Here is a 15,260-nt window from a genome sequence, read left to right on the forward strand (position 1 = left end):
CTTGAAGCCCAACGAGGCAACGCCTTGAACCTTACAGCGCCTCGAAAATACCCGCCGCACCCATGCCGGTGCCGATGCACATCGTCACCATGCCGTACTTCTGCTGGCGACGACGCAGGCCGTGCAGCAGGGTCGCGGTACGGATCGCGCCGGTTGCGCCCAGCGGATGGCCCAGGGCGATCGCGCCGCCCAACGGGTTGACCTTGCTCGGGTCCAGGCCGCAATCGCGGATCACCGCCAGCGACTGCGCGGCGAAGGCTTCGTTGAGCTCAATCCAGTCCAGCTGGTCCTGGGTCAGGCCGGCCTGCTTCAGTGCCTTCGGGATCGCGGCGATCGGGCCGATGCCCATCACTTCCGGACGCACGCCGGCCACCGAGAAGCTGACGAAGCGGGCCAGCGGGGTCAGGCCGTAATCCTTGATTGCCTGTTCCGACGCCAGCAGTACCGCGCCGGCGCCATCGCTCATCTGCGAGGAGTTGCCGGCAGTGACGGTGCCGCCGAACTGGCCGTTGCGGAACACCGGGCGCAGCTTGGCCAGGCTTTCGGCCGAGGAATCCGGGCGCGGGCCTTCGTCAGTGTCGGCTACCTTGTTGCGGGTGATGATGCGCTGGCCATCGGCCAGGTCCGGCAGGTGCGAGACGATTTCGTACGGGCTGATCTCATCCTTGAACTCGCCGTTCTGGATGGCGGCCATGGCCTTCTGGTGCGAGGCCAGGGCGAACGCGTCCTGTTCTTCGCGCGAGACCTTCCACTCTTCAGCGACCTTCTCGGCGGTGATGCCCATGCCGTAGGCGATGGCGACGTGGTCGTTGTCGAACACGCTCGGGGCCATCGCGATCTTGTTGCCCATCATCGGCACCATCGACATCGACTCGGTGCCACCGGCCAGCATCAGGTCGGCGTTGCCGAGGCGGATCGCGTCGGCGGCCTGCGCCACGGCCTGCAGGCCGGACGAGCAGAAGCGGTTCACGGTCTGTGCGGCGATGGTGTTGGGCAGGCCGGCCAGCAGCACGCCGATGCGGGCCACGTTCATGCCCTGCTCGGCTTCGGGCATGGCGCAGCCGATGATCGCGTCATCGATGCGGTTGACGTCCACGCCCGGGGCCTGTGCGACGACGCTGCGCAGCACGTGGGCGAGCATGTCGTCGGGGCGGGTGTTGCGGAACATGCCCTTGGGCGCCTTGCCAACCGGGGTGCGGGTGGCGGCGACGATGTAGGCGTCCTGGATTTGCTTGGTCATTGCAGTGATCTCTTGAATAGGGGTTGGAAGAGGTTGCCGGCCAGCGGCCGGCACTACCGATGTCTTCCGTCAGTTCCGCAGCGGCTTGCCGGTCTTGAGCATGTGCGCGATGCGGGCCTGGGTCTTTTCCTGCTGGGCCAGTTCGACGAAGTGCTTGCGCTCCAGGGTCAGCAGCCACTCTTCGTCGACCAGGGTGCCGCGGTCGACCTTGCCGCCGCACAGCACGGTGGCGATGCGCTCGGCGATCTCGTAGTCGTACGGGCTGATGAAGCGGCCTTCCAGCATGTTGACCAGCATCATCTTGAAGGTGGCGATGCCGACGTCACCGGCCACCTGGATGCGGCGTGCCGGCAGCGGCGGACGGTAGCCCGCTTCGGCCAGGGCGCGTGCTTCGGCCTTGGCGATGTACAGCGCCTCGTAGCTGTTGAACACCACCTTGTCGGTGCTGCGCAGCAGGCCCAGTTCCTGGGCGTTGACCGCCGAGTTGGACACCTTGGCCATCGCCACGGTCTCGAAGGTCTTCTTCAGTTCGGCGAACACGTCACCGCCCGGGCCAGCGGCCTGCGAGGCACGCACGGCCAGTTCCTTCAGGCCACCACCGGCCGGAAGCAGGCCGACGCCGGCTTCGACCAGACCGATGTAGCTTTCCAGGAAGGCCACGGTCTTGGCGCTGTGCATCTGGAACTCGCAGCCGCCACCCAGGGCCAGGCCACGCACCGCAGCCACCACAGGCACCAGCGAGTACTTGATGCGCTGGCTGGTGCGCTGGAAGTTGTGCACCATCGCTTCGAACTGGTCGACCTTGCCGGCCTGCAGCAGGCCGAGCGCACCGGCCAGGTCGGCACCGGCGGAGAAGGGTTCCTTCTGCTGCCAGATCACCAGGCCCTGGAAGTCCTTCTCGGCACGCGACACGCATTCCTGCAAGCCGTCGAGCACGTGGTCGGAGACGGTGTTCATCTTGGTCTTGAAGCTGACCACGGCAATGCCATCACCGTCGTGCCACATGCGCAGGCCGTCGTTCTCGAACACGGTCTCGCCCGGCGCGAACTTCTCACCCAGCAGCGGATCGGGGAAGCGCTGGCGCTGGTACACCGGCAGCGACGAGCGCGGCAGCTTGGCATTGCGCGACGGGCTGTAGCTGCCCTCGGCGGCGTGCACGCCATCGCGGCCATCGAACACCCAATCCGGCAGCGGGGCGTTGCTCATGCTCTTGCCGGCCACGATGTCATCGGCAATCCACTGTGCGACCTGCTTCCAGCCGGCAGCCTGCCAGGTTTCGAACGGGCCCAGCGACCAGCCGTAGCCCCAGCGGATGGCCAGGTCCACGTCGCGCGCGGTCTCGGCGATGTCGGCCAGGTGGTAGGCGCTGTAGTGGAACAGGTCGCGGAAGGTCGCCCACAGGAACTGCGCCTGCGGGTGCTGGCTCTCGCGCAGCTTGGCGAACTTCTCGGCCGGGTTCTTGATCTTCAGGATCTCGACCACTTCCGGTGCGGCGGCGCGGTCAGCCGGACGGTAGTCCTGCTTTTCCAGGTCCAGCACCACGATGTCCTTGCCGACCTTGCGGAAGATGCCGGCGCCGGTCTTCTGGCCCAGTGCGCCCTTGGCAATCAGCGCGTCCAGCCACTTCGGCGACTTGAAGAATTCATGCCACGGGTCGTTGGGCAGGGTGTCGCCCATGGTCTTGATGACGTGGGCCATGGTGTCCAGGCCGACCACGTCGGAGGTGCGGTAGGTGGCCGACTTCGGGCGACCGACCAGCGGGCCGGTCAGGCCGTCCACTTCATCGAAGCCCAGGCCGAACTGCTGGGTGTGGTGGATGGTCGACAGGATCGAGAACACACCGATGCGGTTGCCGATGAAGTTCGGGGTGTCCTTGGCGTACACCACGCCCTTGCCCAGGGTGGTGACCAGGAATTCTTCCAGGCCTTCCAGCACGGCGGCGTCGGTGGTGGTGGCCGGGATCAGCTCGGCCAGGTGCATGTAGCGCGGCGGGTTGAAGAAGTGCACGCCGCAGAAGCGGTGGCGCAGCTGTTCGGGCAGCACGTCGGCCAGCTTGTTGATGCCCAGGCCCGAGGTGTTGGAGGCCAGCACCGCGTGATCAGCCACGAACGGGGCGATCTTCTTGTACAGGTCCTGCTTCCAGTCCATGCGCTCGGCGATGGCCTCGATGATCAGGTCGCAGTCCTTCAGCTGTTCCAGGCCGCCTTCGTAGTTGGCCGGGGTGATGGCTTCAGCCAGCGACTTGCTGGCCAGCGGCGCCGGGCTCAGCTTGCCCAGGTTGGCGATCGCCTTCAGCACGATGCCGTCGGCCGGACCTTCCTTGGCGGGCAGGTCGAACAGCACGGTGTCGACGCCAGCGTTGGTGAGGTGGGCGGCGATCTGGGCACCCATGACGCCGGCACCCAGCACGGCGGCGCGGCGGACTAGCAGGGAATTGGACATGGTGTAGGGCCTTTGTTGGTCAGCAGTTACTGGGTGGAATCAATGGAGGCGGGCAGGGCGCTGCCGCTGCGTGCGGCGGCGCGGAACCCGGCCTCGGCGAAATGGATCAGTTCATGGGCGGCATGGGCACGATGCGCCGCTTCGGTGACACCGGCGGGACGTTTGATCAGCCCGAAGTCGGCCATGGCATAGGTGAGCGAACCGGCCAGGAAATCCAGCCGCCAGTACAGCTCTTCCTTGCTCAGGCCGGGCACGCATTCGGCGATGGCCTTGCCGAACGCGCGCAGCACATGGCCGTAATGGTCGGACAGGAACTTGCGCAGGTTGTCGTTCTTCTCGGCATAGGCGCGCGCGATCACACGCACGAAGGCGCCACCGCTCTGCCGGTCCTGGGCCATGGCCAGGGCCGGCTCGACGAAGGCGGCCAGCACCGGGCGCAGCTGGCCGGGGTGCTCGGCGCGGGCGCGCTCGAGCTGCGACAGGCGGGCGCCGGTCATTTCGTCCATGCGGCGGCGGAAGACCTCGTTGACCAGGTTTTCCTTGGAGCCGAAGTGGTAGTTCACCGCTGCGATGTTGACGTCGGCCTGGCTGGTGACCTGGCGCAGCGAGGTGCCGGCAAAACCGTGCTGGGCGAACAGCTCCTCGGCGGCGCCGAGGATCCGGTCCTTGGTCGAGAAGTGGGCGGGCTTGGCCATCGGGCGGGCGGACCTTAATCAAACGATTGTTTGATACTAGAACCAGACGGTAGCGTATGGCATTTTGCAGTGCAGCAAAAATCGACCGGATGGTCAGAATCCGCTCAGGTGGGTGAATGGGGTGGTGGCTGGGGCCGGATCCCCCCCGGGGCTCCGACCCCGGTGCTGGCCCCGGAATGGAGTCAGAGCCCCTGCGGGGATCCTACCCCTGCGGCCGGCACTACCACCCTGCCGCGATATCTCTTACAATCCGCGCACGTTTATCAGGCTAAGCCCGCGTTTCGACGCGGCTTTTTTTTTGTTACCCTTCGGGCCATCAGCGGCCCGATTCCATTGGAGACATCCCATGGCGCTGGAGCGCACCCTTTCGATCATCAAGCCGGACGCCGTTGCCAAGAACGTCATCGGCGAAATCTACGCCCGCTTCGAAAAGGCTGGCCTGAAGGTCGTGGCCGCCAAGTACAAGCAGCTGTCGCGCCGTGAAGCCGAAGGCTTCTACGCCGTGCACCGCGAGCGTCCGTTCTTCAACGCGCTGGTCGAGTTCATGATCTCCGGCCCGGTGATGATCCAGGCCCTGGAGGGCGAGAACGCCGTCCTGGCCCACCGCGACCTGCTGGGCGCCACCAACCCGAAGGAAGCCGCCGCAGGCACCATCCGCGCCGACTTCGCCGAATCCATCGATGCCAACGCCGCCCACGGCTCGGACTCGGTCGAGAATGCAGCGATTGAAATCGCCTACTTCTTCGCCGCCACCGAAGTCGTTTCGCGCTGAGAGTAATGCCGTGAACGAGGTCGTACAGACACCCGCCATCCAGCCGCTGCCGAAGTCGGCACCCACGGCTGGCAAGCAGAACCTGCTCGACCTCGATCGCGCGGGCCTGGAGAAGTTTTTCGTCGAGGTTCTTGGCGAGAAGAAGTTCCGTGCCCATCAGGTGATGAAGTGGATCCACCATCGCTACGTCACCGAGTTCGATGAGATGACCGACCTCGGCAAGGTCCTGCGCGCCAAGCTGCAGGAGCATGCCGAGGTCCTCGTCCCGAACATCGTGTTCGACAAGCCCTCCGCCGACGGCACCCACAAGTGGCTGCTGGCGATGGGCGTGGATGGCAAGAACGCCATCGAGACCGTGTACATCCCCGACAAGACCCGTGGCACGCTGTGCGTGTCCTCGCAGGTCGGTTGCGGCCTGAACTGCACGTTCTGCTCCACCGCCACCCAGGGCTTCAACCGCAACCTGACCACCGCCGAGATCATCGGCCAGGTGTGGGTTGCCGCGCGCCACCTGGGCAACGTGCCGCACCAGATGCGCCGCCTCACCAACGTGGTGATGATGGGCATGGGCGAGCCGTTGATGAATTTCGACAACGTCGTGCGCGCCATGAGCGTGATGCGCGACGACCTGGGCTACGGCCTGGCCAACAAGCGCGTGACCCTGTCGACCTCCGGCCTGGTGCCGCAGATCGACCGCCTGTCCACCGAAAGCGACGTGTCGCTGGCGGTGTCGCTGCATGCGCCCAACGATGCGCTGCGCGAGACCCTGGTGCCGCTCAACAAGAAGTATCCGATCGCCGAGCTGATGGCTTCGTGCGCACGTTACCTGCGCGCCAACAAGCGCCGCGAATCGGTCACCTTCGAATACACCCTGATGAAGGGCATCAACGACAAGCCCGAGCATGCCCGCGAGCTGGCCCGCCTGATGCGCCAGTTCGACAACGCGGTGCAGGCCAAGGATTCGGGCAAGGTCAACCTGATCCCGTTCAACCCGTTCCCGGGCACCCGCTACGAGCGTTCGGAAGAAGCGCATATCCGCGCCTTCCAGAAGATCCTGCTCGACAGCAACGTGCTGACCATGGTCCGCCGCACCCGTGGCGACGACATCGACGCCGCCTGTGGCCAGCTCAAGGGCCAGGTGATGGACCGTACCCGTCGCCAGGCCGAGTTCAACAAGACGCTGCAGGCGGGGAAGGGGAGCGATGCCGCGGCCTGACCGCCTCTGGCTGGTCCTGATCGCAGGCGTGCTGGCCGTCACGGTCACCGGCTGCAAGTCCCGTCCGAAGGCCAAGCTGGGCCCCAGTGAGGCGCCGGTCTACTCGGTTCGTGATCCGGATGGCGTTCGCCAGCAGGTGCGCTGGCAGGAGCTGCTGACCCTGGCCGGCCGCGACATCCAGTCCGGCAATCTGGACGCCGCTGAGCGCAAGGCACGTGAGGCGCAGAAGCTGGTGCCCACGGCCCCCGATGGTCTGGTCCTGCTTGCGGGCATCGACGAACGCCGCGGTCGCAGCCAGCAGGCTGGCGAGAACTTCCGCAAGGCTGCCGAGCTGGCGCCGCAGCGTGGTGACGTGCTCAACAATTACGGTGCCTGGCTGTGCCAGCAGGGCAGTGCCGCCGAATCGCTGATCTGGTTCGATCGTGCGCGGCAGGCGCCGGGCAACTCTGCGGCCGCCGAAGCACAGGCCAATGCCGGAAGCTGCGCACTGGATGCCGGCCAGCTCGATCGTGCCGAGCGCGACCTGCGCGCGGCACTCGCAGTGCTGCCCGGCAACCCGGTCGCGCTGGAGGCGATGGCCCAGCTGAGCTTCCGCCAGGGCCGCTACATGGAGGCCCGGGCCTTCGCCGAACGTAGGATTGCAGCTGCACCCGCAACGCGTTCCGTGTTACAACTTGCGTCTCAAATCGAAGCGCGGCTGGGTGATCGGGCGGCATCTGATCGCTATATTCAGCGGATTCGACAGGAATTTCCGCAGGAAGCGGGCTCCTAACTCCAGGGTTGATGCATTGTGATTGATGACCAGACTGTGAGCGCTCTCGAGACTGCGGCCGGCTGCGGCACCCGCCTGCGCCAGGCCCGTGAGGCGGCCGGACTGACCCTCGAAGATGTCGGCTCGCGCCTGCGCATGCCGATCCAGGTGGTCAGGTCGCTGGAAGAAGAACAATGGCAGAAGCTCGGCGCGCCCGTGTTCGTGCGCGGCCAGTTGCGCAGCTATGCGCGCCTGCTGGATGTGGACGTGGGCCAGCTGCTGGAGCAGGCCCAGGTCGGGCCGGTGGTCCCGCCCACCCTGGTCAGCCATACCCATACCCCGCGTGCGCGCCGTATCGCCGAGAACCTCGGGCGACGCGTGCTTTATGTCGGTATCACCGCGGTGCTGGCCGTGCCGGTGTGGTTCGCCACCCGTGGCCACTTCGATGGCAGTGCCACCCCGGCGCCGAATACCGCGTCGCTGGATGCGCTGCCGGCCGCCGTGCCGGTGACCCCGTCCGCAGCAGGCATCGAGCCGTCCACGCCGGTCGAAGTGGCGGCTGCGCCGGCCAGCAAGCCGGCGGCAACCCCGTACGTGGCCTCGCTGGCTCCTGTGCCGCGTTCGGCCCCGGCTGCTGCCGCGGCCAATACGCTGGACATGCAGTTCAATGGCGACAGCTGGGTCGATATCGGCGGCCCGGACGGTACCAGTGTCGAGAAGGCGCTGATCAAGTCCGGCGAGAGCCGCAGCTTCACCCCGGGCCAGGTTGCCCGCGTTACCTTGGGCAATGCCTCGGCGGTCCAGGTTCAGCAGAATGGCGCTATCGTCGATCTGACCCCCTACCAGCGAGCCAACGTGGCACGCTTTCAGGTATCCTCTGAAGGCTCCGTAGTCCCGGTTTCGCACTGAGGCGCGGTTTCACCACCTTCGATTAATCCCAATGGTCCCTCCCGATGGGCGGGGCGAGAGTACGCATGGCGATCGACGATCTGCTCGACGAGCACGAACAAAGTGAACGCGTCCGCAGCTGGCTGCGGAAGAATGGCGCCAGCATCCTCGGTGGCGTAGTCATCGCCATCGGTGCCATTGCCGGTTGGCAGTGGTACCAGAAGGATCAGGGCGGCAAGCTGGCCTCGGCCAATGTCGAGTATCAGAAGGCCCTGGTCGGCCTTCAGCAGAACAAGCTTGACGACGCCTCCAAGGCGGTCAAGGCGCTCGAAGCCGGCCCGTCCAGCATCTACGGCGACCTCGCGGCGCTGCAGCTGGCCAAGGCCCAGGTCGACGCCGGCAAGAACGAAGAAGCGCTGGCCACCCTGCGCGCCGTGAAGGTCGAAGGCGACCTGCAGCGCGTGGTCGACCAGCGCGTGGCCCGCCTGCTGGTGGCTACCGGCAAGAGCGACGAGGCCATCAAGCTGCTCGGCAGCGCCACTGACAGCAGCAGCCTGGAGATCCATGGCGACGCGCTGATGGCGCAGGGCAAGCGCGATGACGCCCGTGCACAGTACGAGAAAGCGCTGAAGACGCTGGACGTGGCAGCGCCGCAGCGGCGCCTGCTGGAAACCAAGGTTATGGATGCTGGCGGCACGGTCGCCGCCCCTGCGGAGTCGGTTTGATGAGTCAGAAGGTCATGATCACCCGCGTCGCCACCGTGCTCCTGATGGGCATGGCGTTGACTGGCTGCAGCACCGTGAAGGGCTGGTTCGCCGGCAAGGACGCGGCAGCGAAGAAGGCCCAGGAGCCGGCTGAACTGGTCAAGTTCGAGCCCTCCGTGAAGGTCAACAAGGCCTGGTCGGTCAACCTCGGCAAGGGCGAGCGCCGCATCGGCGTGCGCCAGGGCCCGGCAGTGGCCAACGGCCACGTGTTCGCCGCGGCGATCACCGGTGGCGTCCACGCCATCGACCTGCAGACCGGCAAGAAGGTCTGGACCTGGGAGCCGAAGAAGGAAAAGAAGAAGGCCAAGCTGCGCTTGTCCGGCGGCCCGGGTGTCGGTGAGAACCTGGTCGTGATCGGCACGCTCGATGGCCAGGTCATCGCCCTGGACATCAACGACGGCAGCGAGAAGTGGCGCGCCCGTGTTCCGGGTGAAGTCATTGCCGCGCCGGCCGTTGCCCAGGGCATGGTCTTCGTGCGCAGCAATGATGGCCGTGTGACCGCTTTCGATGTCGGCAACGGCACCCAGAAGTGGTTCAACCCGAGCGAATTGCCGGCGCTGACCGTGCGTGGCAACGCGCCGGTGGTGACCGGTCCGGGCGTGCTGTTCATCGGCAAGGATGAAGGCGCGGTTGCCGCGCTTGCCATGCAGGATGGCCGCACCCTGTGGGAACAGAACCTCGGCAACGGCGAAGGCCGTACCGAGCTGGAGCGCATGGCCGACGTCGATGGCGCCCCGGTGCTGGAGGGCAACACCCTCTATGTGAGCAGCTTCAAGAACCAGACCATGGCCATCGAAGGCCCGACCGGTCGCCCGCTGTGGGCGCGCGACCATGGCGGCGCGGGTGGCGTGGCGGTTTCGTCGGGCAATGTTTTCGTCACCGACAACAAGGGCGGCGTGTTCGGCCTGGACAAGGCGACCGGCGCAGCAATGTGGTCGCAGACCGAGCTGGCGCGTCGTTCGCTGACCGGCCCGGCGCTGCACGGCGACTACGTGGTGGTCGGTGACTACAAGGGATACGTGCACTGGTTGAAGACCGCCGATGGGGCGATGGCTGCACGGGCAAAGAGCGGCGGTGACGCCCTGCTTGCCCAGCCAATCGTCGTAGACGGGGTGCTGCTGGTGCAGAACGTGGATGGCAAGCTGACCGCCTTCCGGTTGGCAAATTAAAAATGGAGTAATCGCGATGCTGCCTTTGGTCGCCCTGGTTGGACGGCCGAATGTCGGCAAGTCGACTATTTTCAATGCGCTTACGCGCACCCGTGACGCCCTGGTCCACGACCAGCCCGGCGTCACCCGCGACCGCAACTACGGCGTCTGCCGTCTCGACGAGGACAATCATTTCCTCGTCGTCGACACCGGCGGCATCGCGGAAGAGGAAGAAGGCCTGGCCGGCGCTACCACGCGCCAGGCCCGTGCCGCCGCTGCGGAAGCCGATCTGATCCTGTTCGTGGTCGATGCCCGTGACGGCAGCTCGGCCATGGACGATGAGATCCTGGCCTGGCTGCGCAAGCTGTCGCGTCCGACGCTGCTGTTGATCAACAAGATCGACGGCACCGACGAGGACAGCGTGCGTTCGGAATTCGCCCGTTACGGCTTCAGCGAAATGCTGACCGTCTCGGCCGCGCATCGCCAGGGCCTGGATGACCTGCTCGAAGAAGTGGTGCAGCGCCTGCCGGAAGAAGGCAGCGGCGAAGAGCTGGACAACGATCCGAACCGCATCCGCATCGCCTTTGTCGGCCGCCCGAACGTGGGCAAGTCGACCCTGGTCAATCGCATCCTCGGCGAGGAGCGCATGATTGCCTCCGACGTGCCGGGTACCACCCGCGACTCGATCGCCGTGGACCTGGAGCGTGATGGCCGCGAGTACCGCCTGATCGACACCGCCGGCCTGCGCCGCCGCTCGCGCGTGGACGAGGTCGTCGAGAAGTTCTCGGTGGTCAAGACCATGCAGTCGATCGAGCAGTGCCAAGTGGCCGTGCTGATGCTCGATGCCACCGAAGGCGTGACCGACCAGGACGCCACCGTGCTCGGTGCCGTGCTCGATGCCGGCCGCGCGCTGGTGATCGCCATCAACAAGTGGGATGGCCTGACCGAGTACCAGCGCGAGCAGGCGGAAACCATGCTGTCGCTTCGCCTGGGCTTCGTGCCGTGGGCTGAGTCGGTGCGCATCTCGGCCAAGCATGGTTCGGGCCTGCGTGAGCTGTTCCGTGCGGTGCACCGCGCGCACGAATCGGCGAACAAGACCTTCACCACCAGCGAAGTGAACAAGGCGCTGGAAGTGGCCTACGAGACCAATCCGCCGCCGACCATCCGCGGCCACGTCTCCAAGCTGCGTTACGTGCACCCGGCCGGTTCCAATCCGCCGACCTTCATCGTGCACGGCACCCGCCTGAAGGAACTGCAGGAGTCTTACAAGCGCTACCTGGAGAACTTCTTCCGCAAGCGCTTCAAGCTGATCGGCACGCCGGTGAGCTTCATCTTCCGCGAGGGTACCAACCCGTACGAGGGCAAGAAGAACGTCCTCACCGAGCGGCAGGTCAAGGCCAAGCGGCGCTTGATGAAGCACGTCAAGGGCAAGTGATGCAGAAGAAGGCGGCCGCAGGGCCGCCTTTTTCGTTCTGGGGAATGGGGTCAGATGCCTTTTCCTTCGGAAAAGGGATCTGACCCCGGATGCAGGACCGCTGCTGCCGTCCGTTTGCGGCGGTCCTTTAGAGCCGAGCCCATGCTCCGCTGCATTTCGCGGATTGACGAGGCGCGCTGCGCGCGTGAGCCGAGCGTAGGCTCGGTTCTACAGGTCCAGGTCACGGCGGGCTGCGCGACGCGCGCGGCAATGCGGCCATGCGCACGGGATCCTGCGGGTGTGCTGTGCTGTTGAGGGCGGTTGGACCTGGCGTGCTGCCGGGAGCGATTCCGGCAAACCCGCCTGCCCGGTGAGGCTTGCCCAGATCATGGCGGTACCGAGCGCGCCGGCGAGGAACGCGATCGATATGGTGCCCAGTACCAAGCCGGCCGCATGTTCCAGCCATGGAAGCAAGTGGGAACAGCCTTGCCGCCATCGTGGATGGCTGCCGATCCATGCCGCCAACAGTCCGCACGACAGCACGGCTCCGGTCATCCACCCGGCATAGGCGGCCTTGGTTCCGGCGTCACCAATGAAGCCGGCGAGAAGCGCGGCGCTCGCAGAGTGGAACATCCAGCTGCCCGGGCTGGAGAGCGCCAGCAGGCATCCCGCTTCGATGCCCGGCCAGCGGGTACGGGTTTCCAGGCCCCAGGGCATCTGCAGGGAAACCGGCGAAAACGTGGTCATGCCTGCATCGCGCAGGCACATGCCGGCCAGGCGCAGCAGCATCAGGCAGCCGATGCACTGCATCACCAGCATCCACATGCCACCGTTTGCCATCGCACCCACGGCCATGAAGGTGATGGCACAGATCACCGCAGTGCCGAGTGCGGCGCCGAATGAAGCGGCCGCAGCTGCGTGCCACCCGGCACCCATCGCGATGCGCAGGATCATCACGTGATTCGAGGCTGGCAGGACCATGGAGAAGCCATGCAGCGTCGCGACGATGAAGAACTGCTCCACGCAAACCCACCGCTGTCATGTAGAAGCTGTCGAGTGTGAAGTGCGATGGAATCATCGTATTGAACGCGATTGCGGCAGGCCCGCCCACGCGGTCGATGCCGGCCGTGTCACTGGTGAACGATCCATGTGGATCAGGCTGTGGGTGCAGCACCCACGAACAGCGACAGCACGATCCATGCTGCCAGCGTGATCATCAGGATCCCCGCTGCCCGCTCCAGCCAGGGCAGGGCGCGTGCGAATCGGCCCAGCACCCATGGGTGACCGACCAGTGCCGCCACCAGCAGATCCCACAGCAGCACCACACTGAACATCCAGGCGCCGTAGAACAGCTTTGTTACCGCACTTGCCTGCGGGCCGTTGAGCATCGCGGCCAGCGTTGCGTAGAACAGCGCATTCTTCGGGTTCAATAGCGCAGACAGTGCCCCCAGCCAGGCGGCCTTCCACCAACCGTGCGTTCCGCCTGCGCGTGATCCGGCGGCAGCTTCAGGTGCCTGCAGCGTCGCCGAACCCGCATGGCGGAGGAACAGCGTACCGAGGTACAACAGGAACCCGCAGCCCGCCAACTGCACAGCAATGAACCATACGCTGCCCGCGCGCAGCATGGCTATTCCGGTGAAAGCCGCCACGATGAAGATGCCATTGCCCAAGGCAATGCCGGCACAGGCGCCGCTGGCAGTACGCCAGCCGGACGTGATCGCGGTGCGTGCAACGAGGAAGAAGTCGGGACCGGGTGAGAGCAGGGCGAGAAAATGTACGGTGGCGATGATCAGGAACTGTTCCATCGGGTCCGGCGGCGGCTGGCTGGGGCGCCAGTCTGGGGATGTGCCGCGCGGTGGTATTGAACGTTATTGCAGGCTCAACGCCGGTACTGGCCCGGGGTCGCACCGGCGTGGGCCTTGAAGACCCGCTGGAAATGACTCTGGTCGGCAAAGCCCAGCGCATGCGCGACCACGGCCAGTGCCTGGCCTTCGCACAACCGTCGGCGGGCCTCCTGGATGCGCTGGTCGATCTGCCAGGCGTGTGGGGTCAGGCCCGTGGCACGTCGGAAGGCGCGGATCAGCTGGTAGCGGCTCATGCCTGCCAGCGATGCGAGCTCCTGCAGGGCCGGGGTGTGTCCGAGCCGCTCGCGCAGGACGTCCATCACCGGCTGCACCCGCTGCTGTAGTGCGGCGTCTTCAGGCGGGCCGGCGACGGCTACACCATCGTGTTCATCCAGATCGCCGACGAACGCGATCAGGGCCGCTTCCTTGACGCTGACCGGATCGTCGGAGAACAGCGTCTCGTTGAGCTGGCAGTACTGCTGGTAGCGCGGGCGATGGTGGGAAATCCGGATGGGTTCCTGCTGCCAATCGGGTCCGGGCAGGCCGTCATACTCGGCGCGGACCTCGGCCATCCAGCGCGCATCCAGGTGCAGCATCTGGTAGCTCCAGACCTGGCCGGGCAGGGGGTTGCAGGCATGCACGCGGCCTGCGGGTACGCCGACCAGATTTCCGGGTTGCAGCAGGCGCGGTCCTTCCGCCGAGCCGGTGAACACGCTGTTGCCAGCGTCCACGGCGCCGATCGAGAAAGTGTCATGGCTGTGCGGGCGATGGCAGGCGCGGCTGTCGCACGCCCGTCGGCTTTCGACGAAGGGCATGCGCGGGTCACGCCAGAATTCGGTGGCAGAGCGCATGCAGCGGTTCCGGGATGCAGGGGACAACGCCCGCATGGTGCCATGTTCGGGGCAAGGCGCGTCGAGGGTGTCTGCGCGATAATGCAGCCATGAGCATCCAAGAGCTTTCCCCCGCGCAGGCACGCGAGCGCCTGGCCCATGGCGCGGTGCTGATCGATGTGCGCGAGGCGCATGAACGCGCCGGGGGCATGGCCGAGGGCGCGCGCGGCGTGGCCAAGGGCGAGCTGCAGGCCGACCCGGTCGCGCATCTGCCGCGGCACGACCAGGAGATCCTGCTGATCTGCCAGAGCGGCAAGCGCTCGGCCGATGCCGCGCAGTTCCTGCTGGACGCCGGCTATACCCAGGTGGCTTCCGTGACGGGCGGCACCGTGGCCTGGCGCGAGCAATCGCTGCCCTTGGTGCAGCCGCTGACCAGTGCCGCCGATCGCGACTTCTACGACCGCTACTCGCGCCACCTGCTGCTGCCGCAGGTGGGCGAGGCCGGCCAGCGCCGGCTGCAGCAGTCGCGGGTGCTGGTGCTGGGTGCCGGCGGCCTGGGTGCGCCGGCCGGCTTCTATCTGGCTGCGGCCGGGGTAGGGCATCTGCGCTTCGCCGACCATGACCGCGTGGAGCGCAGCAATCTGCACCGGCAGATCGTGCATACCGAAGCCAGCGTCGGCCAGCTCAAGGTCGATTCCGCGCGCGAGCGGCTGCTGGCGTTGAACCCGTCGATCGAGGTCGAGGCGGTGCCCGAGCGGGTGACCTCCGGGAATGTCGATCGCCTGCTGGACGGCGTGGACGTGGTGCTGGATGGTTCGGACAACTTCCCGCTGCGCTACCTGCTCAACGACGCCTGCATCAAGCACGCCAAGCCGATGGTCTATGCGGCCATCGAGCGCTTCGACGGCCAGGTAAGCGTGTTCGATGCTGGCCGCCAGCGCGGTGCGGCACCGTGCTACCGCTGCCTGTTCCCCGAGCCACCGCCGCCGGAGTTCGCGCCGAACTGTTCCGAGGCCGGTGTGCTGGGGGTGCTGCCCGGCCTGGCCGGTGTGCTGCAGGCCACCGAGGTGCTGAAGCTGCTGCTCGGCATCGGCGAACCGCTGGTCGGCCGGCTGCTGCGCTTCGATGCGCTGGGCATGCGCTTCCGCGAGACCGGCATCCGGCCGGACCCGCATTGCCCGGTGTGCGCACCGGGCGTGCCGTTCCCGGGGTATATCGATTACGCCGCGTTCTGTCGGGGTGGGTGAACCCGTCCG

General features: G+C 66.3%; 14 protein-coding genes. 8 read left to right on the top strand and 6 right to left on the bottom strand.

Annotation, left to right across the window (positions count from 1 at the left end):
• Nucleotides 1-31: 31 nt before the first annotated feature.
• The 3 genes from DI041_RS01835 to DI041_RS01845 form a co-directional block, all read right to left on the bottom strand.
• Nucleotides 32-1,240 carry an acetyl-CoA C-acyltransferase gene (locus DI041_RS01835; protein ID WP_136639463.1) on the bottom strand — a complete coding sequence of 403 codons (1,209 nt, stop codon included), beginning with the start codon at nt 1,238-1,240 and terminating at the stop codon, nt 32-34.
• Nucleotides 1,241-1,309: 69 nt separating this feature from the next.
• Nucleotides 1,310-3,682, bottom strand: coding sequence for a 3-hydroxyacyl-CoA dehydrogenase/enoyl-CoA hydratase family protein (locus DI041_RS01840; protein ID WP_136639462.1), 2,373 nt, complete (start codon nt 3,680-3,682; stop codon nt 1,310-1,312).
• A 26-nt stretch (nt 3,683-3,708) separates the two neighbouring features.
• Entirely contained in the window at nt 3,709-4,377 is a 669-nt protein-coding gene (locus DI041_RS01845) for a TetR/AcrR family transcriptional regulator (protein ID WP_046986532.1), read from the bottom strand.
• 346 nt (nt 4,378-4,723) lie between these two features.
• Here DI041_RS01845 and ndk point away from each other — a divergent pair, with 346 nt between their 5' ends.
• The 7 genes from ndk to der all read left to right on the top strand — a co-directional run bounded on the left by ndk (nt 4,724) and on the right by der (nt 11,351).
• Nucleotides 4,724-5,149, top strand: a complete 426-nt coding sequence (ndk, locus tag DI041_RS01850; protein ID WP_008265389.1) for a nucleoside-diphosphate kinase — start codon at nt 4,724-4,726, stop codon at nt 5,147-5,149.
• A 10-nt stretch (nt 5,150-5,159) separates the two neighbouring features.
• Nucleotides 5,160-6,365 (top strand): dual-specificity RNA methyltransferase RlmN, encoded by a 1,206-nt coding sequence (rlmN, locus tag DI041_RS01855; RefSeq protein ID WP_065723019.1) that lies wholly within the window; start codon nt 5,160-5,162, stop codon nt 6,363-6,365.
• Nucleotides 6,352-7,137 carry a tetratricopeptide repeat protein gene (locus DI041_RS01860; RefSeq protein ID WP_136639461.1) on the top strand — a complete coding sequence of 262 codons (786 nt, stop codon included), beginning with the start codon at nt 6,352-6,354 and terminating at the stop codon, nt 7,135-7,137. Before rlmN ends, DI041_RS01860 begins: the two co-directional genes overlap by 14 nt.
• Before the next feature lie 18 nt (nt 7,138-7,155).
• Nucleotides 7,156-8,025 carry a RodZ domain-containing protein gene (locus DI041_RS01865; protein ID WP_046986535.1) on the top strand — a complete coding sequence of 290 codons (870 nt, stop codon included), beginning with the start codon at nt 7,156-7,158 and terminating at the stop codon, nt 8,023-8,025.
• A 65-nt stretch (nt 8,026-8,090) separates the two neighbouring features.
• A complete protein-coding gene (locus DI041_RS01870) occupies nt 8,091-8,729 on the top strand; it encodes a YfgM family protein (RefSeq protein WP_046986536.1) in 639 nt (212 codons plus the stop codon).
• A complete protein-coding gene (bamB, locus tag DI041_RS01875; RefSeq protein ID WP_012510800.1) occupies nt 8,729-9,937 on the top strand; it encodes an outer membrane protein assembly factor BamB in 1,209 nt (402 codons plus the stop codon). The genes DI041_RS01870 and bamB overlap by 1 nt, the downstream gene beginning before the upstream one ends.
• Nucleotides 9,938-9,953: 16 nt before the next feature.
• Complete coding sequence (der, locus tag DI041_RS01880; RefSeq protein ID WP_046986537.1) at nt 9,954-11,351, top strand: ribosome biogenesis GTPase Der; 1,398 nt, start codon at nt 9,954-9,956, stop codon at nt 11,349-11,351.
• Nucleotides 11,352-11,558: 207 nt separating this feature from the next.
• On the opposite strand, the gene DI041_RS01885 is transcribed toward der, so the two are convergent.
• The 3 genes from DI041_RS01885 to DI041_RS01895 form a co-directional block, all read right to left on the bottom strand.
• Nucleotides 11,559-12,149 carry a lysine transporter LysE gene (locus DI041_RS01885; protein ID WP_248298497.1) on the bottom strand — a complete coding sequence of 197 codons (591 nt, stop codon included), beginning with the start codon at nt 12,147-12,149 and terminating at the stop codon, nt 11,559-11,561.
• A gap of 335 nt (nt 12,150-12,484) precedes the next feature.
• A complete protein-coding gene (locus tag DI041_RS01890) occupies nt 12,485-13,135 on the bottom strand; it encodes a LysE family translocator (RefSeq protein WP_136639459.1) in 651 nt (216 codons plus the stop codon).
• A gap of 74 nt (nt 13,136-13,209) precedes the next feature.
• Nucleotides 13,210-14,025 (bottom strand): AraC family transcriptional regulator, encoded by an 816-nt coding sequence (locus DI041_RS01895; RefSeq protein ID WP_136639458.1) that lies wholly within the window; start codon nt 14,023-14,025, stop codon nt 13,210-13,212.
• Between the two features lie 89 nt (nt 14,026-14,114).
• On the opposite strand from DI041_RS01895, the gene moeB reads away from it, so the two are divergent.
• The gene (moeB, locus tag DI041_RS01900; RefSeq protein WP_136639457.1) at nt 14,115-15,251 is read left to right on the top strand and encodes a molybdopterin-synthase adenylyltransferase MoeB; all 1,137 of its coding nucleotides are present in this window, start codon (nt 14,115-14,117) and stop codon (nt 15,249-15,251) included.
• Nucleotides 15,252-15,260: the final 9 nt, after the last annotated feature.

Source organism: Stenotrophomonas maltophilia (assembly GCF_004920835.1).
Lineage (GTDB): Bacteria > Pseudomonadota > Gammaproteobacteria > Xanthomonadales > Xanthomonadaceae > Stenotrophomonas > Stenotrophomonas maltophilia_AQ.

Excerpts from the sequence above, each read along its gene's own strand:
- DI041_RS01835 (WP_136639463.1), bottom strand. The coding sequence starts at position 1,240 with ATGACCAAGCAAATCCAGGACGCCTACATCGTCGCCGCCACCCGCACC.
- DI041_RS01840 (WP_136639462.1), bottom strand. The coding sequence starts at position 3,682 with ATGTCCAATTCCCTGCTAGTCCGCCGCGCCGCCGTGCTGGGTGCCGGC.
- DI041_RS01845 (WP_046986532.1), bottom strand. The coding sequence starts at position 4,377 with ATGGCCAAGCCCGCCCACTTCTCGACCAAGGACCGGATCCTCGGCGCC.
- ndk (WP_008265389.1), top strand. The coding sequence starts at position 4,724 with ATGGCGCTGGAGCGCACCCTTTCGATCATCAAGCCGGACGCCGTTGCC.
- DI041_RS01860 (WP_136639461.1), top strand. The coding sequence starts at position 6,352 with ATGCCGCGGCCTGACCGCCTCTGGCTGGTCCTGATCGCAGGCGTGCTG.
- DI041_RS01870 (WP_046986536.1), top strand. The coding sequence starts at position 8,091 with ATGGCGATCGACGATCTGCTCGACGAGCACGAACAAAGTGAACGCGTC.
- bamB (WP_012510800.1), top strand. The coding sequence starts at position 8,729 with ATGAGTCAGAAGGTCATGATCACCCGCGTCGCCACCGTGCTCCTGATG.
- der (WP_046986537.1), top strand. The coding sequence starts at position 9,954 with ATGCTGCCTTTGGTCGCCCTGGTTGGACGGCCGAATGTCGGCAAGTCG.
- DI041_RS01885 (WP_248298497.1), bottom strand. The coding sequence starts at position 12,149 with ATGCTGGTGATGCAGTGCATCGGCTGCCTGATGCTGCTGCGCCTGGCC.
- DI041_RS01890 (WP_136639459.1), bottom strand. The coding sequence starts at position 13,135 with ATGGAACAGTTCCTGATCATCGCCACCGTACATTTTCTCGCCCTGCTC.
- DI041_RS01895 (WP_136639458.1), bottom strand. The coding sequence starts at position 14,025 with ATGCGCTCTGCCACCGAATTCTGGCGTGACCCGCGCATGCCCTTCGTC.
- moeB (WP_136639457.1), top strand. The coding sequence starts at position 14,115 with ATGAGCATCCAAGAGCTTTCCCCCGCGCAGGCACGCGAGCGCCTGGCC.